Annotated in this window: 17 protein-coding genes and 1 pseudogene; 10 read left to right on the top strand and 8 right to left on the bottom strand. The window is 70.6% G+C overall.

The window, feature by feature from the left end; translation table 11 throughout:
- Positions 1-236: 236 nt before the first annotated feature.
- Positions 237-1,124: a LysR family transcriptional regulator gene (locus tag ACFVFH_RS14035; RefSeq protein WP_383767203.1), complete on the bottom strand. Its 888-nt coding sequence runs from the start codon at positions 1,122-1,124 to the stop codon at positions 237-239.
- Between the two features lie 80 nt (positions 1,125-1,204).
- Here ACFVFH_RS14035 and ACFVFH_RS14030 point away from each other — a divergent pair, with 80 nt between their 5' ends.
- Positions 1,205-2,476 carry an MFS transporter gene (locus ACFVFH_RS14030; protein WP_383767200.1) on the top strand — a complete coding sequence of 424 codons (1,272 nt, stop codon included), beginning with the start codon at positions 1,205-1,207 and terminating at the stop codon, positions 2,474-2,476.
- Here ACFVFH_RS14030 and ACFVFH_RS14025 read toward each other — a convergent pair.
- Entirely contained in the window at positions 2,466-2,783 is a 318-nt protein-coding gene (locus tag ACFVFH_RS14025; RefSeq protein WP_383767197.1) for a cupin, read from the bottom strand. The two genes, ACFVFH_RS14030 and ACFVFH_RS14025, sit on opposite strands and share 11 nt — an antisense overlap.
- Positions 2,784-3,030: 247 nt before the next feature.
- Positions 3,031-3,513 (bottom strand): GNAT family N-acetyltransferase, encoded by a 483-nt coding sequence (locus ACFVFH_RS14020; protein ID WP_383767194.1) that lies wholly within the window; start codon positions 3,511-3,513, stop codon positions 3,031-3,033.
- 202 nt (positions 3,514-3,715) lie between these two features.
- On the opposite strand from ACFVFH_RS14020, the gene pgm reads away from it, so the two are divergent.
- Positions 3,716-5,356 (top strand): phosphoglucomutase (alpha-D-glucose-1,6-bisphosphate-dependent), encoded by a 1,641-nt coding sequence (gene pgm, locus ACFVFH_RS14015; RefSeq protein ID WP_383767191.1) that lies wholly within the window; start codon positions 3,716-3,718, stop codon positions 5,354-5,356.
- 46 nt (positions 5,357-5,402) lie between these two features.
- Here the strand turns inward: pgm and ACFVFH_RS14010 are convergent, their stop codons facing one another.
- On the bottom strand, positions 5,403-7,082 hold the full coding sequence (locus ACFVFH_RS14010) for a PHP domain-containing protein (protein WP_383767188.1): 1,680 nt from the start codon (positions 7,080-7,082) through the stop codon (positions 5,403-5,405).
- A gap of 295 nt (positions 7,083-7,377) precedes the next feature.
- Here ACFVFH_RS14010 and ACFVFH_RS14005 point away from each other — a divergent pair, with 295 nt between their 5' ends.
- From ACFVFH_RS14005 to ACFVFH_RS13995, 3 genes are all read left to right on the top strand, one after another.
- Positions 7,378-7,989, top strand: coding sequence for a TetR/AcrR family transcriptional regulator (locus tag ACFVFH_RS14005; RefSeq protein ID WP_383767185.1), 612 nt, complete (start codon positions 7,378-7,380; stop codon positions 7,987-7,989).
- Between the two features lie 81 nt (positions 7,990-8,070).
- Entirely contained in the window at positions 8,071-9,774 is a 1,704-nt protein-coding gene (locus ACFVFH_RS14000) for an acyl-CoA dehydrogenase family protein (RefSeq protein WP_383767182.1), read from the top strand.
- Between the two features lie 71 nt (positions 9,775-9,845).
- Entirely contained in the window at positions 9,846-10,697 is an 852-nt protein-coding gene (locus tag ACFVFH_RS13995) for a hypothetical protein (RefSeq protein ID WP_383767179.1), read from the top strand.
- Positions 10,698-11,145: 448 nt separating this feature from the next.
- Here the strand turns inward: ACFVFH_RS13995 and ACFVFH_RS13990 are convergent, their stop codons facing one another.
- Positions 11,146-12,396: an FAD-dependent monooxygenase gene (locus ACFVFH_RS13990; protein ID WP_383767176.1), complete on the bottom strand. Its 1,251-nt coding sequence runs from the start codon at positions 12,394-12,396 to the stop codon at positions 11,146-11,148.
- A gap of 68 nt (positions 12,397-12,464) precedes the next feature.
- On the opposite strand from ACFVFH_RS13990, the gene ACFVFH_RS13985 reads away from it, so the two are divergent.
- Positions 12,465-13,391: a LysR family transcriptional regulator gene (locus tag ACFVFH_RS13985; protein WP_383767174.1), complete on the top strand. Its 927-nt coding sequence runs from the start codon at positions 12,465-12,467 to the stop codon at positions 13,389-13,391.
- Between the two features lie 754 nt (positions 13,392-14,145).
- Here ACFVFH_RS13985 and ACFVFH_RS13980 read toward each other — a convergent pair.
- The 3 genes from ACFVFH_RS13980 to ACFVFH_RS13970 form a co-directional block, all read right to left on the bottom strand.
- A complete protein-coding gene (locus tag ACFVFH_RS13980; protein ID WP_383767171.1) occupies positions 14,146-15,039 on the bottom strand; it encodes a serine hydrolase in 894 nt (297 codons plus the stop codon).
- Between the two features lie 899 nt (positions 15,040-15,938).
- Entirely contained in the window at positions 15,939-16,604 is a 666-nt protein-coding gene (locus tag ACFVFH_RS13975; protein ID WP_383768020.1) for a LuxR C-terminal-related transcriptional regulator, read from the bottom strand.
- Positions 16,605-16,639: 35 nt separating this feature from the next.
- Positions 16,640-17,818: a sensor histidine kinase gene (locus ACFVFH_RS13970; protein ID WP_383767168.1), complete on the bottom strand. Its 1,179-nt coding sequence runs from the start codon at positions 17,816-17,818 to the stop codon at positions 16,640-16,642.
- 108 nt (positions 17,819-17,926) lie between these two features.
- On the opposite strand from ACFVFH_RS13970, the gene ACFVFH_RS13965 reads away from it, so the two are divergent.
- The 4 genes and pseudogenes from ACFVFH_RS13965 to ACFVFH_RS13950 form a co-directional block, all read left to right on the top strand.
- Positions 17,927-18,706: an ABC transporter ATP-binding protein gene (locus ACFVFH_RS13965; RefSeq protein ID WP_383767166.1), complete on the top strand. Its 780-nt coding sequence runs from the start codon at positions 17,927-17,929 to the stop codon at positions 18,704-18,706.
- A gap of 38 nt (positions 18,707-18,744) precedes the next feature.
- Positions 18,745-20,043, top strand: coding sequence for an FtsX-like permease family protein (locus ACFVFH_RS13960; protein ID WP_383767164.1), 1,299 nt, complete (start codon positions 18,745-18,747; stop codon positions 20,041-20,043).
- Between the two features lie 319 nt (positions 20,044-20,362).
- On the top strand, positions 20,363-20,971 hold the full coding sequence (locus ACFVFH_RS13955) for a DUF4097 family beta strand repeat-containing protein (protein ID WP_383767162.1): 609 nt from the start codon (positions 20,363-20,365) through the stop codon (positions 20,969-20,971).
- 42 nt (positions 20,972-21,013) lie between these two features.
- A pseudogene (locus tag ACFVFH_RS13950) lies at positions 21,014-21,238 on the top strand (transposase); the annotation flags it as partial.
- Positions 21,239-21,413 lie beyond the last annotated feature (175 nt).

Here is a 21,413-nt window from a genome sequence, read left to right as displayed (position 1 = left end):
CCAGTACCTGCCCACCGGACCCCCGTGACACCCCACCCAGTGGCCCGTTCGGCCCGGATGGCGCGAAGCCGCCAGGTGCGCGGTCGCCCGGCTCCGGCAGGAGGTCGCCGCCCGCGGGCACGCGTCGGCCTGGTCGCCCGGTCCCCGGCCTCGCGGCGGCCCTCGTCACGGTCCCCCCGCGCCTGTTCCCGCGTCCGGCCGCTCACCGCCGCCGGGCCGCGCCCGGCACCCGTCGGTCATCCGGTCCCGGTGCCGGGCTCGACGCCGAGTCCCGTGAGGAACGCCGCGGCGGCCGGGGTGGGGCGGAACCGGCTCCAGACCAGGCGCTCCGTGCGGGCGGGGGCGTCGTGGACGGACAGCACACGGACCCCGGTCAGCTCTGCCGCGAAGGCGGTCGGCAGCATGGCGACGCCGAGCCCGCTGCGGACCAGCCGGACGATGAAGTCGGTGCCGTTGACCTCGAAGGCCACCTCGCGGGTGAGGCCCCTCGCCGCGAACGCCTCCTCCGACTGGGCACGGGCCGCGGTGCCGTCGGGGTAGTCGACGAACAACTCCCGCGCCAGCCGGTCCAGTCCCACTTCCCGCTGCCCGGCCAGGGGGTGCGTCGGTGCCACGACGGCGACCAGTTCGCCCGTGGCGAGCTGGTGATCGCTCACGCCCTTCGGCCGGTAGCCGGGCAGTACTCCCAGGAACGCCACGTCCAGCGTCCCGTCCCGCACCTCCTGGACGAGGTCCTTGCTCGCCCCCTCCCGCAGGACGATGCGCACCTTCGGGTGGCTCAGGTGGAACGTCCGCAGCGCGGCCGGGATGTCGACCGCGGAGACGGTGGGGATGACCCCCACCGCGAGCCGCCCGCTGACCTCTCCCGCGGTCGCGGCGACTTCGGCACGGGCCCGCTCCGCCGCGTCCAACGCCTGCCGGGCCTCCGGCAGGAACACCTCACCCGCCGAGGTGAGCCGCACCCGGCGGCTGGTGCGGTCGAAGAGCCGGGCTCCCAGCTCCTTCTCCAGCCGGGCGATCTGATGGCTCAACGCGGACTGGACGACCAGACACCGCTTCGCGGCGCGCGTGAAGCTGCCCAGTTCCGCCACCGCGACGACGTACCGCATCTGCTGGAGTTCCATCCATCCATCGTGAACCACGATCGATGGAATGAAAAACATGTGTTGGACTCATGGATGTCCGATCCCGGAGGCTGGGGCACATGGTCCACTCCACTCACGAAACCCGCGGCCCGGCCGTACCCCGCGTCGCGGTGCCCGCTCCGCCGTCGCTCGGACGCGGCCCGGTTCTGCTGATGGCTCTCGCCGCCGCCCTCTCCTGCGCCGGGAACTACTTCGCACAGCCGCTCCTGGACATCATCGAGGTGAATCTGCACATCGGTGTCACCGCGGCGGGGCTGATCGTGACCGCCGCCCAGGCGGGGTACGCGCTGGGGCTGATCCTGCTCGTCCCGCTCGGGGACGTCCTGGACCGACGGCGGCTCGCGGTGGGCCTGTTCGCCCTGACCGCGTTCTTCCTCCTGGTGACGGCCGCGGCTCCCACCGGCCCGTTGCTGATCGCGGGCACCCTGCTGACCGCGCTGGCCTCGGTCGGGGCCCAGGTCGTGGTGCCGTTCGCGGCGGCCCTGGCGGCTCCGGCCGAGCGCGGCCGGATCGTCGGCGTCGTCATGTCCGGCGTGCTGCTGGGCGGGCTGTTCGGCCGGCTGGCCGCCGGGGCACTGTCCGAGCTCGGCGGGTGGCGGACCGTGTACTGGGTGAACGCGCTGCTCATGGCCGTCATGGCGGTGCTGCTGCACCGCCGTCTTCCCCGGCTGCCCGAGGAGCCGGGCGGCGCGGCCGCGATCCCGTACACCGCGCTGCTGCGCTCCACGCTGGCCCTGCTGCGGCAGGAGCCGCTGCTCCGTCGGCGGGCGGCCATCGGCGCGTTCTCCATGGCCTCCTACAGCGTGCAGCTGACCGCGCTGACGTTCCTGCTGACCCGGCCGCCCTTCCGCTGGAACGCGGCCGCCATCGGTCTGTTCGGCCTGGTGGGCGTCATCGGGGTGGTGGGCATGAACATCGCGGCCCGCCTCGGCGACCGGGGCCGGGTGCAGGCCGTGTCGGGTACGGCCGGCGCGCTCCTGACGCTCGCCTGGCTGCCGCTGCTGGCCGGTGAGTCCTCGCCGCTGTGGCTGACGGTCGGGGTGATCCTGCTGAACATCGCCCAGCAGGCGGGACTCAACAGCAGTCAGAACGTGATCTACGCGCTCCGCCCGGAGGCCCGCAACCGGATCAACTCCGCGTTCATGACCCTCTTCTTCATGGGCGGGGCGGCCGGGGCCGCGCTCGCCTCGGTGGTCTGGTCGCGGGCGGGCTGGAACGGTGTCTGTCTCCTGGGCGGCGCGCTCGCCGCGGGCAGCCTGGTGCTGTGGGTCCTGGAACGGATACGGACGGCCCCGGCCACCCGGGCGGGGAGCGGCGCCGTCAGTCGTTGACGGCGGTCAGCAGCACCACGGAGTCCTCCAGGGCCAGCAGCCCGTGCCGTTCCTGCGGGATCGGCTGGAGGCCGCCGGTGCTCAGCTCCACGTCGCCGGAGGCCGCGGTGAGCCTGACCCGGCCGCGGAGCACCTGGAGCGAGGCCGCGGCGGGGGCGTTGTGCTCGTCGAGTGCGGAGCCCGAGGTGAGCGCGATGACGGTCTGTCTCAGAGGCTCCTCGTGCAGCAGGCGGTGGGCGCTGCGGCCGTGCGCGGAGGCTCGGGCCGCGGTCAGGTGCTCGTCGGCGAGGGCATTCAGATCGTCCATGTGCCCACTCTGCCGCAGGGCCCGGCCCCTCGCGATCCTGCCGCGGCCCGGCGGGCGGACCGGCCGCCCGGACGGACGGTCCCGGCGGCCGTGGAGGTGCCCGGTCCGACGGGGTGCGGCGGCTCGGCGCGCGGCCCCGCGGGGTCGCCGGTTCCCCGGCGCCGGCGAGACCGCGCGTCCGGGCCGGGCGGGCCGCCATGCGGGCGTTGCGGCCCGCCCGGATCTCCCTCCCCGGTGGTGGAGCGGATCAGCCGTTCGCCGTCCACCGGTATCTGACGTCCGGTTCCTTCTCCTCGTTGCGGCCGCCGTCGTCGAAGGCGATCGCGGTGAACCCGTGGTGCTCGTAGAAGGCGCGGGCGTCCGTGTTGCGCTGGAAGACGTACAGCGTGAGTTCCTCGCCCGCGAGTTCGCGGACGTGGGCCAGGAGCAGGGAGCCGATGCCCCGGCGCCGCGCGTCGGGGTGGAGATAGAGGTGTTCCAGCTCGGTTCCGTCCAGTGAGGCGAAGCCCAGGAGCTCCCCGCCGCCGGTCTCGGCGATCCGCACCGTCGTTTCCGGCAGCACGACATGGGTCATCCAGGCCAGTGTGTCCTCGTCGCTGTGCACCTTCGGCAGGTACGGCATGGACACGGCGCGCGACGCGAGGAAGAGCCCGGTCAGCGGTCCGGCGTCCTCGGCGGTGGCTTCGCGCAGCAGGATCCGGCCGTCCGGCGCGGCATCGTTCGGTGCCATCTCTTCTCCCCCTGGTCCGGCCGGAAACCCCGCCGGTTCGGTGAACTCTCCGTGATCGTGGACGAACCTATGCCGGGACCCGCCGGAACCACCAGCGGGATTCGGGCACCCTCCGGGCGGGGCAGTCGCGGTGCGGTGCGCGCCACCCGCGAAAATGTGGCGGGGGACGACCGAACGACCGACCGATACGGAGGAGTGGCAGATGCCGCACGAACGAGCTGGACAGCCGGCCCGGCCGGAGGATCTCATCGATGTTGCCCGGCTGGTGACGGCGTACTACACACTGCACCCGGACCCGGCCGAGCCCGGCCAGCGGGTGGCGTTCGGCACCTCCGGCCACCGGGGGTCGTCCACGGCCACCGCGTTCAACGAGGACCACATCGCCGCGACCAGCCAGGCGATCTGCGAGTACCGGGCGCGGCAGGGCACGGACGGGCCGCTCTTCCTCGGTGCCGACACCCATGCGCTGTCGGAGCCGGCCCGGGTCACCGCCGTCGAGGTGTTCGCCGCCAACGACGTGACCGTGCTGGTCGATCCGGCCGACGGCTACACCCCGACCCCGGCGGTCTCGCACGCCGTCCTGGGTCACAACCGGGGCCGGAAGGGTCGTCTCGCCGACGGTGTGGTGGTCACCCCGTCCCACAACCCGCCCGGCGACGGCGGGTTCAAGTACAACCCGCCGAACGGCGGCCCCGCCGGGTCCGACGCCACCGGCTGGATCCAGGAGCGCGCCAACGAGATCGTCGCGGGCGGGATGAAGGACGTGCGGCGGCTGCCGTACGCCCGCGCGCGAGCGGCGTCGACGACCGGGACGTACGACTTCCTCGGCACCTATGTCTCCGACCTGCCGTCGGTGCTCGACCTGGACGCGATCCGGACGGCCGGGGTGCGGATCGGTGCCGACCCGCTGGGCGGCGCTTCGGTGGCGTACTGGGGCCGGATCGCCGAACAGCACCGGCTCGACCTGACGGTGGTCAATCCGCTGACCGACCCCACCTGGCGGTTCATGACGCTGGACTGGGACGGGAAGATCCGGATGGACTGCTCGTCGCCGTACGCGATGGCCTCGCTGATCGGGCAGCGCGACCGCTACCGGATCGCGACCGGGAACGATGCCGACGCCGACCGGCACGGCATCGTGACGCCGGACGCCGGACTGATGAATCCGAACCACTACCTCGCCGTCGCCATCGACTATCTGTACGCGCACCGCGAGCAGTGGCCGGCTTCCGCGGGCGTCGGCAAGACGCTGGTCTCGTCGGGGATGATCGACCGGGTCGCCGCCGGGCTGGGGCGTGCGCTGGTGGAGGTGCCGGTCGGCTTCAAGTGGTTCGTGGACGGGCTGGCCGACGGCTCGCTCGGGTTCGGCGGCGAGGAGTCGGCCGGGGCCTCGTTCCTGCGCCGCGACGGATCGGTCTGGACGACCGACAAGGACGGCATCCTCCTGGCCCTGCTCGCCTCGGAGATCCTCGCGGTGACGGGCGCCTCCCCCTCCGAGCGCTACGCGGAACTCACCGCCCGGTTCGGCGAGCCGGCGTACGCCCGGATCGACGCCCCCGCCGACCGCGAGCAGAAGGCCGTGCTGGCCCGCCTCTCCCCCGAGCAGGTCACCGCCGACACACTGGCCGGTGAGCCGGTCACGGCCGTACTGACCGAGGCTCCCGGCAACGGCGCGCCGATCGGCGGCATCAAGGTGACCACCGAGAACGCCTGGTTCGCCGCCCGCCCCTCGGGCACCGAGGACGTGTACAAGATCTACGCGGAGTCGTTCCTGGGCGCCGACCATCTCGGCCGGGTGCAGGAGGAGGCCAGGGCCGTGGTCTCCGCCGCGCTGGGGGCCTGAGCTCGGCCGGGGCCGCCTCCGGGCCGCCCCGGCCGTCCGTACCGGTTCAGCGCACGACGTCGACGAAGACCGGGTTGGTGTAGAACCAGGTGTCCAGCCACGGGTTGCCCCGGCCCGGCTCGTGCGGCAGGGGGCCGTGCGGGTCGATCGCCGCGCCGAGGAAGCCCTTGCCGTGGCGCTTGCCGTCGCTGCCGCGCAGCCGCAGGTAGAACGGCTCGTCCGCACGGCCGACCGGGATGCGCAGGGTGTAGGTGCCACGGCGGCCCGAGACGTCGGCGGTGTGGGCGAGCCGGGTGTCGGGGGCGCGCCAGTCGTCCCGGTCGGCGGCCGGGCCGCGGACCGCTCCGCGGATCACGTCGACGTGCTCCAGGCGGGGCAGCACACCGTAGGGGTTGCGGCGGGACGCGGCGGTCACCGTGACGGTGAGGGTGAGCCGCTCGCCGCGCCGGGCGCGCAGCCGGCCGCCGAGGGTGGCGCTGTTGCCGTGCTCGCCGCGCACCTTGACGTCGATGCCGTCGATGAGATGGCCGTGGTCGACCCAGACGCGGCCGGCCCGCAGGCCCTCCATCACGTCCCGGTAGCCGTACCGGGTGACGCCGACGTGCGTACGGCTGAACTGGCCGGGCCAGAAGTCGCCGCCGGGCTGCGGTTCGGTGGTGTTGTACGGGTCGGGGAGGTGGCCGGTGTTGTCGAAGTCACGGCCGGGCGGCCAGTCGCCGTTGACCCAGGTGTCCTGGGCGACGCGGTGGACGTCGGAGTTGGAGGTGATCGTGAAGAGCTTGCCCTCCGCCAGCATCGCGTCCCACAGGCCGCCGACGGTCGCGGTGGCCCAGTCGAACCCGCCGTAGGTGACATAGGCCTCGCGCGGGTAGCCGGGCCAGGAGTCGGCGGACGGTGCGTTGCTGTACTCGCCCCGGACGTTGGTGTCGGGGTGCCAGCCCGGGATCGCTCCGGCCTGGGCGCCGGGGGCACCCTCCATGCCGATCATGATCTCGGGGGCGGCGTCGCGCCAGGCGCGCATCTCGTGCGGGGAGTCGATGCCGAGGCGCATGGGGTGGTTGGCGAGCACCAGCACGTCGTCGACGTACCGGGTGCGGCGCTGTTCGGCCAGCCACTTGAGGGCCTTGACGGCGTGCGCCTCGTTGCGCGGGGTGTCGGGGTGCGACGGGGCACCGGCCGTGTAGCCGAGCAGCTTGCCGTCGAAGGCCTCCTCGAAGCGGGTGAGGAGGTCGACCTCGTGCCGTCCGGGCGGCGAGAAGACGGTGCAGTGCTCGGCCCCGGGGATGTACCACTCCAGCCCCTGGAAGATCAGCATGCGCTTGTTGTCGGCGCGGGCCTTGAGGATCTCCCGGTGCTCCTGCGCGGCGCCGAACTCGGCGTGGCCGATGTTGCTGTGCTCGGTGAAGACCATCCAGTCGAGACCGAACTTCTGCCCCGCGGAGGCGAGTTGGGAGAAGGTGTACTTGGCGTCGTGGCTGTACACGGAGTGGTTGTGATGGTCGCCGACCAGATAGACCAGGTCCGGGGCGCGCCCGTGGCCGTGACCGTGCCCGTGGGAGTGACCTCCTCGGCTGTCGGCCAGAGCGGGCAGCGGCAGCGAGGCGGCGGCGAAGGCCGCGCCGAACAGGCCGGCGCGGCGCATCAGTGCCCGGCGGCTGAGGCCCTGGGGGTCGAGCGATTCCGCGGGGACCCGGGGGTCGGCCCATTCGGGTACGGGGTGGGACATGACGCGTCGTTCTCCTTCGTGCGGGGCGGCGACGGTCCGGGGCCGGAGCGTGGGGCCGCCACCAGGAGGATTGCTTGATTCCGGAACCATCCGGTGAACCCGGGGCGACGTGCGGGCATCGCACCCGTGGCACGCCCGTGGCGCGCCACGTCCGCCGGACGGCGGCCCGCCCGCCCGCTCCGCGCGACGGCGTGGCTCCCGTCCCGGCCCGTACGGTTCCGCGCATGCCGTTGCACCCGGCGGACAACAGTGGTTGGCTGGACAGCAGAAGATATGAATCGAGGTTCAGATCATCATGGCCTACCGATCCACCGCCCGCACGGAGGCGACCCGGCTCGCCCATCGCGAACGGCTCCTCGACGCCGCGCGGGAGCTGCTCGCCGAGGGCGGTTACCCGGCGGCCAGCATCTCCGCGCTCGCCCGGCGGGCCGGTGTCGCCACCGGCAGCGTCTACAACCACTTCGCCTCCAAGCAGGAGCTCCTCGCCGCGGTCTTCCGGCATGTCGCGGGCCATGAGCTCGACGCGGTGCGGGAGGCGGTGCAGGCACGGAGCGGCGTCACCGAGCAGCTGCGCGCGCTCGTCGAGGTCTTCTCGTACCGGGCACTGCGCAGTCCCCGCACGGCCTGGGCCCTGCTGGCCGAGCCGGTCGACCCGCTCGTCGAGGAGGAGCGGCTCACCTACCGCCGCGGCTACCACGCACTGGCCGAGACGGTCATCGTCGCCGGGATCTCCACCGGTGAACTTCCCCCGCAGAACGCCCAGTTGTCGGCCGCCGCCGTGATCGGCGCGGTCGGCGAGGCACTGCTCGGGCCGCTCTCGCCGGTCGGTGCGCGGACCGACCCGGGGCCGGTCGTGGAGAGCATCACCGCGCTGTGCCTCAGAGCGGTCGGAGCCGAAGGCGCCTGAACACGCGCCGCACGCCCCGCCGTACCGCCTCCCCCGCCACTCCCGGCCGCCGACCGGCCGATCCAGGACAGGACCAACGCCATGACCGTCACCCAGCACCGGACCGAGCCGCAACCCGGAGCCCCCGCACCGCACCCCACCCACGAGGTCACCAACCAGGCACCGCCCCGGAAGGACCTCGACGAGTACGGCACCAACCTCCCGCTCGCCGAGGCCGTCCGTACCTTCGGCGCGGCCTGGCACGAACCGGAGCTGCACGAGATCGGCGCCCTGGTCGGTTCCGAGCACTTCCAGACCGCCACGGAGCTCGCCCACACCTCGCCGCCCGTGCTGCGCACCCACGACCGGTACGGCAACCGCGTCGACGAAATCGACTTCCACCCCGCGTACCACGAGATCATCGGCGCGGCCGTCGCGCACGGCACACACACCGCGGGCTGGGCCGACCCCAAGCCCGGGGCGGCGGTGGCACGGGCGGCCTCCTTCATGCTGTTCGCCCAGATCGAACCCGGCCACGCCTGCCCGATGTCCATGTCGCACGCCGTGGTCCCGGTCCTCCAGCGCGACCCGGACGTGGGCCGGGACTGGCTGCCCGGCCTGCTCAGCCGCGCGTACGACCCCCGGCTGATCGCCCCGGGCGAGAAGTCCGGGCTCACCTTCGGCATGGGGATGACGGAGAAGCAGGGCGGCTCCGACGTACGCGCCAACACCACACGGGCCGTGCCCCTGGCCTCCGACCCCGAGGGCCGGGCCCATCTGCTGACCGGCCACAAGTGGTTCTTCTCCGCCCCGCAGTCCGACGCCTTCCTGGTGCTGGCCCAGGCCGAGGCCGGACTCACCTGCTTCCTCGTGCCGCGCGTCCTGGCCGACGGCACCCGCAACACCGTCCGCATCCAGCGGCTGAAGAACAAGCTGGGCAACAAGTCGAACGCCTCCTCCGAGGTGGAGTTCGACGGCACCTGGGCGGTACGGGTCGGCGAGCCCGGCCGGGGCGTGCCGACCATCATCGAGATGGTCAACCACACCCGGCTCGACTGCGTGCTCGGCACCACCGCCGGCATGCGCCAGTCGGTCGCGGAGGCGATCTGGCACGCACGGCACCGCAGCGCCTTCGGCGCCCGGCTGGCCGACCAGCCGGCCATGACGGCGGTCCTCGCCGACCTGGCGCTGGAGACCGAGGCCGCGACCTGGACCTCGCTGCGCCTGGCCCACGCCTACGAGAGCGGTGGCGGCGAGTCCGAGGAGATGTTCCGCAGGCTGGCCACGGCGGTGTCCAAGTACTGGATCTGCAAGCGCGGACCGCACCACGCCTACGAGGCGCTGGAATGCCTGGGCGGCAACGGCTACACGGAGGACTGGCCGCTGGCCCGGCGCTACCGCGAGCAGCCGGTGATGGCGGTGTGGGAGGGCTCGGGCAATGTCATCGCCCTCGATGTGCTGCGCGGCATCGGACGGACTCCCCGGTCGCTGGAAGCCTTCTGGGCCGAGCTGGAGATCACGGCCGGTGCCAGTCCCGTCCTGGACACCCATGTGCGCCGGGTCCGCCGACAGCTCACCGAGGATCTGCGCGACCCGCTCGCGGCGCAGACCCGGGCCCGCGCCTCGGTCGAGGGCATGGCGCTGGCCCTCCAGGCCTCGCTGATGCTGCGCCACGCGCCGGCGCCGTCGGCCGAGGCGTTCGTGGCGGCCCGGCTCGGCGAGGACCGCGGCCACCAGTACGGCATCCTGCCGCGTGGCACCGACGCCGCGGCGATCGTGGCCCGGCACTCCGGCGCCGACGGCTGAGCCGCCGCGCCGACGATGCCCCGGGGCGCGCGGGCGGGCGTGACCGCCGTACCGCGCGTTAGGTTGGCCCCATGGAGTCGAGACCCCGCACCCTGTGGCTGCGCACCGAGCCCCTCCACGCAGTGGTCTACTTCGACGAGGAGTGCCGGGGCATCGGCCGGTCCGTGGGCCTCAAGGGCTTCTGGATGGGGTACTTCGCCACCCGTACGGCCCCGATGGGCCGGATCGGACCCGAGGCCGCCACCGCAGCCCTGGGCGTCTTCGCGCCGGGGATGGTGGCCCGGTCGCTGCCCGGCGCATGGCGGGTCGTCACCCCCGAGCGGCTCATCGAGCTGCGCGCCCGGCTCGCCGCGGGTGCGCTGCGCCGCCTGATTCCCGGCATCGACTCCCTGGCCGGACGGCTCGTTCCGCCACTGGCCGCGATGGTGGCGGACGCGTCCCCGCTCGCCCGTCCGCTGTTCGCCGCGAACCGCCCGCTGTGCGACCGCACCGATCCGGTGGAGAGCCTGTGGCAACTCACCACCGCGCTACGGGAGTTCCGGGGCGACGCGCATGTCGCGGCGCTCGCGGACCACGGTCTCGACGCGCCCGAGGCGCTGGTGCTCGCCGCCGCGACGGACCGGGTCCCGCGCGAGGGGATCCGGCTCGACCGGGGCTGGAGCGAGGCAGAGTGGGCGGACGCCGAGGAACGGCTGCGCTCGCGCGGGCTGATCGACGCGGAGTCGGCCGCCACACCGCGCGGCCACCGGGAACGGGATCTCGTCGAGGACACCACCGACCGACTGGCCGCCCGGCTGCTGCACCCCCTCGCCGAGAGCGCGGCGGACGAACTGCTCGCCGCCCTGGAGCTGCCGGCCCGGCAGGTGCTGGGGGCGAAACTGCTGCCGTTCCCCAACCCGATCGGGCTGCCCCGTCCGCTCTGACGCGGTCGTGCGACCCCGGCGGCCGCACGGCTTCCGCCGCGCCCGCGCATCCGCCGGACGACGCGGAGGCGTCCACGAAGCCTTCCACCGCCTCGGCCCCGCCCTCTGCCTCATCGCCCACCGCCACGTCCCACGCCTTCAGCGGGACCTCCGGGCTCGGCTCCGCATCATCCGGCTCACGCGCACGCGGGCCATGACGGACGAGGAACCGGCCGAGCGGTTGGGCAGGGATCCGGCGACCACACGGCAGGCGAGCCTCGGGAACGCCTCGTGGATGCCGTCGGGGGCCTGCCGTTCAGCGGGAAGAGGGACGTACCCACCGAGGCGGTGCTTCGGCCCAGCGCCGACCGGGAGCTGATCAATGCGCTACGGCGGCGACCGCCGGGCAGGTGTCCCCATGTCCGCCCGAGTTCTGCGGGTACCGCGCGAGCTGGGGCAGTACCGGGCGTCACGGGATCGGCGACCCAGTGTTCCGGTCGTCGCCGGGGAGGGTGATGCCCATGCCGATGCGTTCCTTACTGCCGGCGGCGAGACCGGTCATGACGCGTCGGAGCGGGGGCAGGTTGGACAGCCTGATCTGCTGCATCTGCAGCCAGAATCGGGGGCGGGTGACGTAGAGGTTCCCGCCGCGGCGCGCGCGTTCCTGGCAGTCCGCGACGAAGGGCCGCATCCGCCGGTCGTAGCGGGCGAACCCGAGGTGGTGGTCGCCGTGGGCGGCGGCCAGTTCACCGGCCAGGACGTAGGCGCCGACGACGGCCAGGGTCGTTCCCAGACCGGAGGAGGGCGAGGCGCAGTAGCCGGCGTCTCCGACGAGCGCGACCCGTCCGAGGTGCCAGAAGTCCATGTGGACCTGGCGCAGATCGTCGAAGTAGAAATCGGGGGTGGCCGTGATCTCGTCGAGCAGGCGGTCGGTCTGCCAGCCGTCACCGGCGAAGTGGGAGCGCAGCAGCGCCCGTAGGCCCTCGTCGTCGTACTGGTCGACGTCGAGGTCCGGGTCGGTTCTGGTGAACATCACGCGCGTGGAACCCGCGCCGGCGAAGTAGCAGACCCGACGATCCGGTCCCGCGGCGTAGAAGGTCTCCCAGCGGTCGTAGCCCAGGAAGTTCGGGACGTCCCCGATGGCGATGTAGCGCCCGAGCCGGTGCAGGCGGTGGCTGTCCGCCGGGAACGCGAGCGACCGGGTGGCGGACCGGATGCCGTCGGCGCCCACCACCAGGTCGAACTCCCGGACCGAGCCGCTCGCGAACCCTACGGTGACCGCTGTGCCGGTCTGTTCGAGTGCCACCGGGTGATCACCGTAGACGTACTCGGTGGTGGCACGGGTGCTGTCCAGCAGCAACGTTGCCAGGTCGCTGCGCATCAACTCGATGCCGGGGTCGTCCGCGGCTCCGCCCGTGAGACTGAACGCGGTGGTCCGGGCGACGGTCCGGCCGCGGGCGTTGACGAAGTCCATGCCCCGGATACCGGTCCGGGCGGCGCGCGCGGCGTCGAGCAGCCCCATTTTCGTCAGCACGTCGACGGCCCTGCCGTGCACGTCGATCGCCTGACCGCCCCCGCGCACCTGCCGCGACCGCTCGACCACCGTCGGGGTGAAGCCGTGGTGGGCGAGCCAGAACGCCAGGGTCGGTCCCGCGATCCCGGCACCGACGATCAGAACCCGGCCGTTGCGCACGCTTGCTCTCGGTTCAGTTTCTCCCATGCCACCGAGCCTCGTCCTCAGCGCCGTTCGCGTCCAACGACGAACGGCGCTGATTACAATCAACGATCGTGATCGGTCTGGAGCTTCGGCAACTGGAGTACTTCGTCGCCGTGGCGGAGGAGCGGAACTTCACCCGGGCCGCGGCACGGTTGCACGTGGTGCAATCCGCGGTCTCGGCCGGACTCAAGACGTTGGAGAGGCAGCTGCGGGCCGAACTCGTCCACCGCACCTCCCGCGAGGTGTCCCTGACCGAGGCTGGTCACGTCCTGCTTCCCCGGGCCCTCGACACACTCGCGGCGGCCCGAGCCGCCATCGACGCCGTCGACGAGGTACAGGGCGGGATCCAGGGCGAGGTCCGTGTCGGGGTGACGTCCTCGCTGCCCGACATCGATCTTCCCGCCGCGCTGGCCCGGATGCACGCGGATCATCCACGGGTGCGCGTGCGGCTCAGCCACCGGCCGGGCGGTTCCCGCGACCTCGCCGACGACCTGGCCGCCGGCCGTCTCGATCTGGCCCTGCTGTCCGAACCCGGTCCCGCCGGTCACCGCCTGCGGCTGACCCCGCTCTTATCCGTCGGCATGCACCTCGTCGTGGCCCCGGCACATCCCCTGGCGGGGCGCGGAGCAGCGGCCCTGGCCGAGCTGGCCGAGGACGTCTTCGTCGACTTCCCGATCGGCTACGGCAGCCGATCGATCGTCGACCGTGCGTTCACCGCGGCCGGGCAGTCCCGCCGCATCTCCATCGAAGTGACCAACGCCGAGGTGGCCACGGCGTACGTGCGCGAAGGGTTGGGTGTGGCGATCCTGCCCGACGCCTATGACCATCCGGGCCCCACGCTGCGCATCATCGGACCGGGCAGTGACAACCTGACCTGGTCGTTGTCGCTCGCGACCGCCAGGAACCGGCATCCTGGCGCTGCGACGGACATGCTGGCAGCGATGGTCGAGGAAACCGCACACCGAAGCAGGGCCCGGCGACAGCGCGCCACGCCGTGACTCGGCCGAGCCAGTGGTCGTACCGCGGCACGGCCAGGACGGTCCTCCCTGGCGGCAGCTTGCGCCGACGTGAGCCGATCTTCCTCGGGTGACCGCGGATCAGGCGTGTGCCCAGCGGAGGCGGACGGGTCGCTTGCTGTTCGCGCGTACGCAGGTTGCTCTGCCCGGTCATCTCGTGCGGGCGACGGACCCTCGACGGACAGGCGTGGAGTTCTTACCCCGGATACGAGGGAGCCGGATGGGCCCGGCCACCAGGTGTGAGGTGCCAGTGGTGGTCGAGGGCGATTCCGGTTTCGATGCAGAACGGGTCAAGGGCGTCGGCGGCCTCGCGGTCGGAGCGGTAGACGCGTCCAGGTCGAAGCGCTCCTGCTGGAGATGGCGGACGTACTGAGCGATGAGAGAGGTTTTCTCTCCGGGCCGGCTGAACGACTGCGCGCGTATGGTCGGGAAGACGGTACGACTCATGCCGCTGCCCTGTCTGCCTGGCTGGATGGCCTGGCTGTCCGCTGCGGCCTCGCTCGATGCGCACCCGATACTTTCCGGTTTCGGCTCCGACGAGTGGCAGAGATCGCCGGGATCAGTCTGAACGACGCCGAGCAGCGTTTCGCCGCGATGCTCAGACTCCGCCCGGCCCGACCGGTGCGCTGACGGGCCGGTGCAGGACCGGCGACGCGTCTCGTGGCTGGGGTCTCGTGGCTGGGGCGAGGAGGCCGGGTGCCGCAGTGCGCATCGCCGGTATGTGCGTGTTCGGCGCTCATCGCTGCCGGAGCCAGTCCACCGCCTGGGCGGCCGCAAATCCGATGAAGGCGTCGCGCGCGGGGACCCTCGACCGAGCGTCGACGGCCCTGGTGAAAACGGCCACCGCGTACCGGCCCCCGTCGGGGTACTCGACCACGCCGATCTCGTTGCGCACCGTGGGAAGGGTGCCGGTCTTGCCGCTGATCCTGACCTCGTCGCCGAAGCCGGAACGCAGCCTGTGCGGCCACACTTGCAGTTCCATCCAGCGCCGGACATCCGCGCAGGCCGCAGCAGGCGCGGCTTCGTCGCGCCAGATCAGTCCCAGCAGGCGAGTGGCCTCCTGTGCGCTGGTCCGGCAGGTCGCTTCGGGAGTCAGTGCGCGCAGCCCGCGGATCCGTTCGGCCGGCAACGCGGCCAGGATCCGCTCGTCGTCCCGGTATTCGATCCCGAGGTCTTCCTCGATCGTGTGCAACAGCTCCGCACAATCGTGCGGGATCGCCGTCTGCGGAAGCCCCAGTCGCTCCAAGGACTCGGCAACCGCAGCTTTGCCCACCCTTTCGAGGATGAGGTCGGTGGCGATGTTGTCGCTGACACCGATCATCAGCACAGCCAGGTCGTGCCAGGACATCGTGACCTCCTGGTGAAACGTGGCGAGGCCGTACGAACCGGAGGTCGAGCGTCCCGGTGCCACCGTGACTCGCTCGGCGAGATCGACGGCGCCATCGGCCGCCTGCCGGGCGAGTTCCAGCCCGACAGGGACCTTGAACACGGATGCGGTGACCACCGGTTCCGCGGCGTCGATGCCCACTTGCCGTGCGCCGTCCAGATCGGCCGCATGCAGCCAGACCTGGACGCCGATGTCTTTCGCGCGGCTGGTGATCCTGGCGACCAGTTCGGTTTCGCTGACCATGGTGGGAATCCTGTCTTTCGAGTACGGGCTGGCTGCTTCGCGACGGCTGTCAGGAAAGTGGATTGTTCGACCCGCGGCACCCGGAGTGCGGTCACTGCGGTCAGCAGCGTGGTGATGACGAGGAAGCCGAATGCGGCACTGCAGAAGAACGTGTCCGCCGGCCGGCCCATCGTGAATGGGGCTACTACGCCGGCTGCTTGGCCGCCGAAGTTCATGATTCCGGTGCCGCGTCCGGTCGTGGTGGGCAGGGCCCGTCGCGGGAGGCCCGGGCTGCCCCTCTGATCCGGCTCGGCGTTCAGGTCTCCTCTTCCGTGATCACCGACGACGCGGTTGTCTCCGCCATGGGTACCTCCGTATCGCCGCGCCGTCTTTGCGGTCTCATCCTGAACATCGAGCGACAAGACCGATTCGTCGAGCTCCACACACATGCGGCTGATACTCAGGAGCCGGCGACGAAAGAATCCTTGTCGAGGCGGGCATGGTGGCGTCCGCCGAGAACCCGCCGGACCGCGTACCTCTCCGGTGTGCGGGCCTCGGAGCTGTGCCAGGTCCGGTTGGGCGAGGTGTTCTGGGACCAGGGGCAGGGGGCGGTTCCTGGTGAAGGGCGAGGGCGAGGAGATCCGGGGCTGTTCCCCGACGGCCCGTCCGACCCGCACGCGCCGCTGTTCCCGTCCGAGCGGTCGGCGCCGGCGCTCGTCGATGTGCCGGTGGCGCCGGCGATCCACCTGGACACCTTCCGGCGGGCGCTGAGGGAGTCGTCGCCGGGAGTGTCCGACGGGCCCCGAAGGGACCAGGATTCGGGGGGCCGAAACGTGCTGAGAGCGCTCCTGGGACCTGCGGCACCGGCGCGGGGCTCACGGAGCTGTGGGAGCTGCTGGACGGTGCCCGGGGGCCAGTCCTCAGTTGTATTCGAACCAGGCCAGAATGGCCTTGACGCGTCGGTTGTCCTCGTCGGGAGGCATGCCGAGCTTCACGAAAACGTTCGCCACATGCTTACTCACGGCAGCGCCGGAAAGAAACAGCTCCTTCGCGATTTCTGCGTTGGAGCGCCCTTCGGCCATATGGGCGAGCACTTCCCTTTCACGAGCGGTGAGCCGGGCAAGCGGCCCCTGTGGCGAGTCCGCACGGGTGACGTGGCGGACAACCTCGGGGTCGATCACGACGCCACCTGCGGAGACCGTCTCGACGGCTCGCAGGAAGTCGGCGACTCTGCCCACTTTCTCCTTGAGCAGGTACCCGACGGCTCCGTCGGCACCCGGGCCGTTCAGAAGCTCCCTCACATAGGGGCCCGTGACGTAGGCGGAGAGGACCAACACCGGCAGGTCCCGGTGCCGGGAGCGCAGATCGATCGCGGCACGCAGTCCGTCGTCGGTGTTCTTGGGGGGCATGCAGACATCCGTGATCACCATGTTCGGGGCGGTTCCGGCATGCACCAGCGCGTCGACTGCGGCAACCAGTTCGTCGGCGTCCTCGCATTCGCGGATGACATCATGAGCGTGGGAGGTCAAAATCTCCCGGATGCCGGCTCTTATCAGCACGCTGTCGTCTGCCAGAACAATTCTCATGGCCCCCTCCCCGGGGAACGTCCTGCTTCTGTTTATCACCATGGGGGTTGGCTGGGGGCGGACCCCACAACCAGCGTCCCGCCACCCGGTGGGCTGAGAATTTCGAGATTCCCGCCGACACTTCGCATTCGCTCGCGCAGTCCGGCGAGCCCGGAGCCCGCATGGATTCTCGCACCGCCGACACCATCGTCGTGCACACGCACGTGTACGTCGGTCGTGGCGCATCGTAGGTCGATCCGGGCGCTTCCCACACCTGCGTGTTTCGAGATGTTCGTCAGGGCTTCGGACACCATGAAGTATACGGCGGTCGCAGTCGGTGACGAAAGCGGGGCGTCATCGCCGGTGCTGTTCAATTCGACCCGCAAAGGCGATCGCGCGGCCAGCTCCCGGACGGCGGCGATGAGACCGAGGTCGCTCAGTTCACGGGGATGAATGTCGCGCACCGTGTCCCTCAGCCGTTCGAGTGCGCGCTCCGCGTGAGCCTGGGCCTGCCGTGCCAGCCGCACGATTCGTTCCTGGTCGGCGGCTGCGGTCGTGGCCGTGGCCGTGGCTTCCAGCATCCCGAGACGCATGACGACGGCGACGAGTTCCTGTTGGGCGCCGTCGTGCAGATCGCGTTCGATGCGCTGTCGCTCGAATTCGAAGGCCGCGGTCAGCGAAGCCCGACTGGTCCGGAGCTCCTCCAGTTTCGCGAGCAGATCCGGATCCCGGCTCCTGGAGAAGGCGCGCAGGAGAAGGTCGCGAAGAAATGATGTGCCGGTCAGTACGGTAGTGGTGACCGCGCCGAGAACGATGCCTGCGGGCATCGCCAGAAGGGTTTCCCCAACGGATTCAGGGGTGAATGGACCGACCTGCGCGGCGATGCCGAAAAGCCAGAAGACGGGCGAGAACACCAGAACGGCAGCGCCGACGAATCCGAAGAAGGCCACCAGCAGTGACAGCGCGGACAGAAGCACGGCGGTCACGAAAACCGGGAGGTCGGTGTGCCACATCGACCGTGAACGCAGCCGGGGTGCCACCCACTGGGCCCAGCTCTGGTCAGAGGGTTTCAGGGGCATCGTCTCGACGCCGCACCACCGGGCTCTCGAACGGTCCGCCTCCGCCACCACCGGGGCCGAGACCGGCGCAACGAGAACGGAAAGCAGCAGAATCGGAAAAGCCATTGCCGCGATGCATTCCGTCAGCATCCTCCGGGAAATACGAATCTGCGCCATGACCGCCATTGTCACATACCGTGGGTCGCGTAAAAGGTAGACCTAGGTCTACCTTTTAGCAGTGCAGGCACCCGTGTGGCTCCCGCCGTGCCCTGCTTAGCTCGATGCATGCCTATCTCAGCCGCTGCTCCCGTGCCGTGCATCCGTTTGCGCGGCCTTCATATGGACTTCCCCGTTCCGGGCCGTCGACGCGAGACGGCGCGCGTCCTGCACGATATCGACCTGGACATTCCCGAAGGCCGGCTGACGGCCATCGTCGGCCCATCCGGGTCGGGCAAGTCGACGCTTCTGCTCTGCATTGCCGGTCTGGAGCAAGCGACCGCGGGTTCCATCGAGGTCCTGGGAACGGATGTCCTGTCGCTCCCCCCTCGCAAGCAGGCCGCATTCCGCAGTGAGAACGTCGGATTCATCTTCCAGGAGTACAACCTCGTCAGCTCGCTGACGGTCGAGGACAACATTGCCCTGCCGGCGCGACTCGCCGGCCATCGGGTGCCCGCGTCGAGGGTCGGCGACGCCATGTCGAGGCTCGGTATCGCGCAGCACGCGCGGCGGCGCCCCGACCGGCTCTCCGGAGGTGAACGCCAGCGCGTCGCGGTGGCCCGGGTCGTCGCGAATCAGCCGCGGATCGTCTTCGCCGACGAGCCGACCGGCGCGCTCGACCTCAAGTCGGGTCACGTCGTGCTCAGTTGGCTGCAGGCACTTCCCGCGCAGGGAACCACGGTCCTCATGGTCACACACGACCCTCATGCGGCCGCACGTGCTGACCAGGTCGTGGTGCTGGGGTCCGGGCAAGTGCACGCCGTCATTCCTGGTGGCGACTCCCACGCGGTGAGCGATGCCGTCCTCGCGGCGCAGTCGGAGGACGAAGCGGGTGAGCAGGCGTCGTGATGCGACTTGTCCTGTCGGACATTCGGATGCAGGCGTCCATGTGGCTGTGGACGTTCCTGTGCGCAGTGGTCGGTGCGGCATGCGCAGCGGGCTCGGTCATCGCCATGTTCACCGCCGTCTCGACAGCGCGGGCGGCGGGTGATGCGCGGATGGTCTCCGCGTCGATCGCGCTCGGCGGCAACATCGTCTTCTTCACCGTGCTTGCCGCCGTGGGCATCGTCGCATCCACCGTCGGTCTGACCTTGACGACCCAGCGACGCGATCATGCCCTGTGGGCGATCCTCGGGATCCCTCGCCATCGGATCAGATTCATTCTGCGCACGGAACTGGTCGTGCTCGGCGCTGCGGCCGGCGCGCTGGCCGTACCGCTGGCCCCTGTCGTCGCGAGCACCGCCCTCGCACAGTGGACGACCACGGGACTCGACCTGCACGGGGCCACGGCCGGATTCCACCTCTGGCACGTCGGGGCGAGCGTGCTGTCCGGGGTGGTTCCGTGTCTGCTCGGCGGCTGGGGCGTCACGCGCCGTGCCGCCAAGACACCGGAGATGCACGCGTTCCGAGACCTCTCCGATCCACCGGCGCGGCCCGGCGTCACGCGCAGCGTTCTCGCCCTCTGCCTCCTCGCCGGTGTGGTCGGGATGTGGATTCCCGGGCTGGGACTCGAACTCAAGGGCGGGATCGAACAGCGGACGGCCTTCGCCTTCGCCGGCGACCTCTTTCTCATCTGCCTGTTGCTGCTGATGGGGCCGTGGGTGCTCACACCTCTGATGAGGTTCTGGACCGCACTTGTGCCCTCGCGCGGTGTCGCCTGGCACCTTGCCGTGCGATCGTGCCGTACCCGCGCGGCGAGAAGCGTCGCCACGGTGCTGCCCTTCGCCCTCTCCCTGTCGTTCGTCGGACTCTTCATGGTCATGGGGAACGTCATGCCCGGAAGCACCGCCGGGCTGGGCGATGTCCTGGTCGTGCTGGGCTGGGTCTTCGTCGTGTCCTGGGTCGGCGGCCTTGCTGTGATCGCTCTGGTCGGGCGGGAGCGCACACGTGATTCCGCCATCGTGACGGTCGCCGGTGCGCGACCAGGTGTGGTCACCCGATCAACGATCTACGAGGGAGTGATCTACGCGGGGACGGCGATCGTCTTCGGCGCGATCGTCATCGCGGTGTCGAGCGCCACTATCGCCGTGGGCGCCGAGATCAGCGTCGTCCGCGTTCTGGACGGCCTCCCCTGGGCGACTCTCGGCGTGCTCGCCGGCGTGACGCTCGTGACCACCTGCCTCGCTCTGGCCTTCCAAGCCGCCCGTGTGTCGCGCACGGTCGCAGCCCGGGCCCTGCGCTCGTGAAGGAGGGCGACGTCCGTACCGCCGCGACAGCAGAATCCCCCGACCGATATTCGGGTCGCCTGCTGACTCCACGGAACGAACTCGCCACCGACGCGATCGCGTCCTTCGAACCAATCACCACCACCATGAACGACATGCGTCACCTGCGTGTCCAGAATTATGAAGGAATGAATCAATGGGAATGAGGCCTCACACCGTGCTCGCCCTCGGGGCCGTCGCGATCCTCGCTGTCGCAGCAACAGGATGCGGCCCGGACGGTGCCCCGGCGAACGCCGTCATGGAATCGAAAATGTTTGATTTCAGTGGGCACAGTCTGACCGTGAAGTCCGAATCCGCCGACTTGGAACTCGTAGCCGCCGATGTCAAGGGGGTTCGGGTGACACGGCAGGTCAGCGGTACGAAAGTAGGGGGCGAAGTGGAACCCGGATGGAAACTCGAAGGAGGCGTTCTCACGCTCTCGCTGAACTGCACGGGTCTCTCCGTCGACTGCGGTGCGAAGTACACCGTGAAGGTACCGCGCGACGTCGCGATCACTGCCGAGAACGACAAGGGTCTTGTTGAAGCCACGGGCTTCACCGCAGATTTCTCGGCCAGAGCCGGCGACATGCGGTTGTCGGACCTCAGCGGGCCCCATCTGGATCTGGAAGGCCGCGACGGAACCATCGAGGGCGACAGGATCTCCGCAAGGTCGGTCACTGTCGCCTCACGGAACGGCGACAACGAGTTGAACTTCGTCTCCGCCCCTGACCTCGTCGATGTGCGAAGCCAGGACGGCGACGTCCGACTCAACCTGCCGGAGGCGACGTACGCCGTCGACACGGCCGCCAAGAAGGGCGATATCACAGTGGATGTCATGAAAGACGACACAAGTGACCATGCCGTGAGGATTCACACCCGTAACGGAGACATCGTCATCGGCAAGAAATAGGCACCCTAGACCGTGTCCTATTGATCGCCCGTCGGGCTGTTCATGGGGCGGGATACGTGGAGTCGGATTGTTCCGGACGGGCTGTGGGAGATCGCGAAGCCGTTGATCCTGCCGTCGAGGATGCGTCCGCAGGGCGGCGGGACCCAGGACACTCCTGATGAAACGCTGTTCGCGGCGATCGACTGCGTGCTGGTGAGCGGGTGTGCCTGGCGGGCTCCGCCACCGTGTTTCGGGGTCTCGAAGTCGACTGCGCACCGGCGGTTCGTCTCGGGCGCCGACGGACTGCCCCTGGTCGTCGACATCTCCGCCAGTTCCTGAAATCGCGAGTTCTTGACATCGCGCTCCATGCACTGGCGTATCTCGATCACCTGAAGCACGACCCCCTGGCATTCATGGCACCCCCTCGTTTGACACTAGAAATCAAAAGGTATCCTCGCAATGT

The organism is Streptomyces sp. NPDC057697, from assembly GCF_042799335.1.
Taxonomy (GTDB): Bacteria; Actinomycetota; Actinomycetes; order Streptomycetales; family Streptomycetaceae; genus Streptomyces.
The sequence above is the reverse complement of the archived record's forward strand: the minus strand, read 5'-3'. Positions and strand labels throughout refer to the sequence as shown.

Bases quoted from the DNA above. Each gene is read 5' to 3' on its own strand.
- ACFVFH_RS14035 (WP_383767203.1), bottom strand. From the start codon at position 1,124: ATGGAACTCCAGCAGATGCGGTACGTCGTCGCGGTGGCGGAACTGGGC.
- ACFVFH_RS14030 (WP_383767200.1), top strand. From the start codon at position 1,205: ATGGTCCACTCCACTCACGAAACCCGCGGCCCGGCCGTACCCCGCGTC.
- ACFVFH_RS14025 (WP_383767197.1), bottom strand. From the start codon at position 2,783: ATGGACGATCTGAATGCCCTCGCCGACGAGCACCTGACCGCGGCCCGA.
- ACFVFH_RS14020 (WP_383767194.1), bottom strand. From the start codon at position 3,513: ATGGCACCGAACGATGCCGCGCCGGACGGCCGGATCCTGCTGCGCGAA.
- pgm (WP_383767191.1), top strand. From the start codon at position 3,716: ATGCCGCACGAACGAGCTGGACAGCCGGCCCGGCCGGAGGATCTCATC.
- ACFVFH_RS14010 (WP_383767188.1), bottom strand. From the start codon at position 7,082: ATGTCCCACCCCGTACCCGAATGGGCCGACCCCCGGGTCCCCGCGGAA.
- ACFVFH_RS14005 (WP_383767185.1), top strand. From the start codon at position 7,378: ATGGCCTACCGATCCACCGCCCGCACGGAGGCGACCCGGCTCGCCCAT.
- ACFVFH_RS14000 (WP_383767182.1), top strand. From the start codon at position 8,071: ATGACCGTCACCCAGCACCGGACCGAGCCGCAACCCGGAGCCCCCGCA.
- ACFVFH_RS13995 (WP_383767179.1), top strand. From the start codon at position 9,846: ATGGAGTCGAGACCCCGCACCCTGTGGCTGCGCACCGAGCCCCTCCAC.
- ACFVFH_RS13990 (WP_383767176.1), bottom strand. From the start codon at position 12,396: ATGGGAGAAACTGAACCGAGAGCAAGCGTGCGCAACGGCCGGGTTCTG.
- ACFVFH_RS13980 (WP_383767171.1), bottom strand. From the start codon at position 15,039: ATGGTCAGCGAAACCGAACTGGTCGCCAGGATCACCAGCCGCGCGAAA.
- ACFVFH_RS13975 (WP_383768020.1), bottom strand. From the start codon at position 16,604: ATGAGAATTGTTCTGGCAGACGACAGCGTGCTGATAAGAGCCGGCATC.
- ACFVFH_RS13970 (WP_383767168.1), bottom strand. From the start codon at position 17,818: ATGGCGCAGATTCGTATTTCCCGGAGGATGCTGACGGAATGCATCGCG.
- ACFVFH_RS13965 (WP_383767166.1), top strand. From the start codon at position 17,927: ATGCCTATCTCAGCCGCTGCTCCCGTGCCGTGCATCCGTTTGCGCGGC.
- ACFVFH_RS13960 (WP_383767164.1), top strand. From the start codon at position 18,745: ATGTGGCTGTGGACGTTCCTGTGCGCAGTGGTCGGTGCGGCATGCGCA.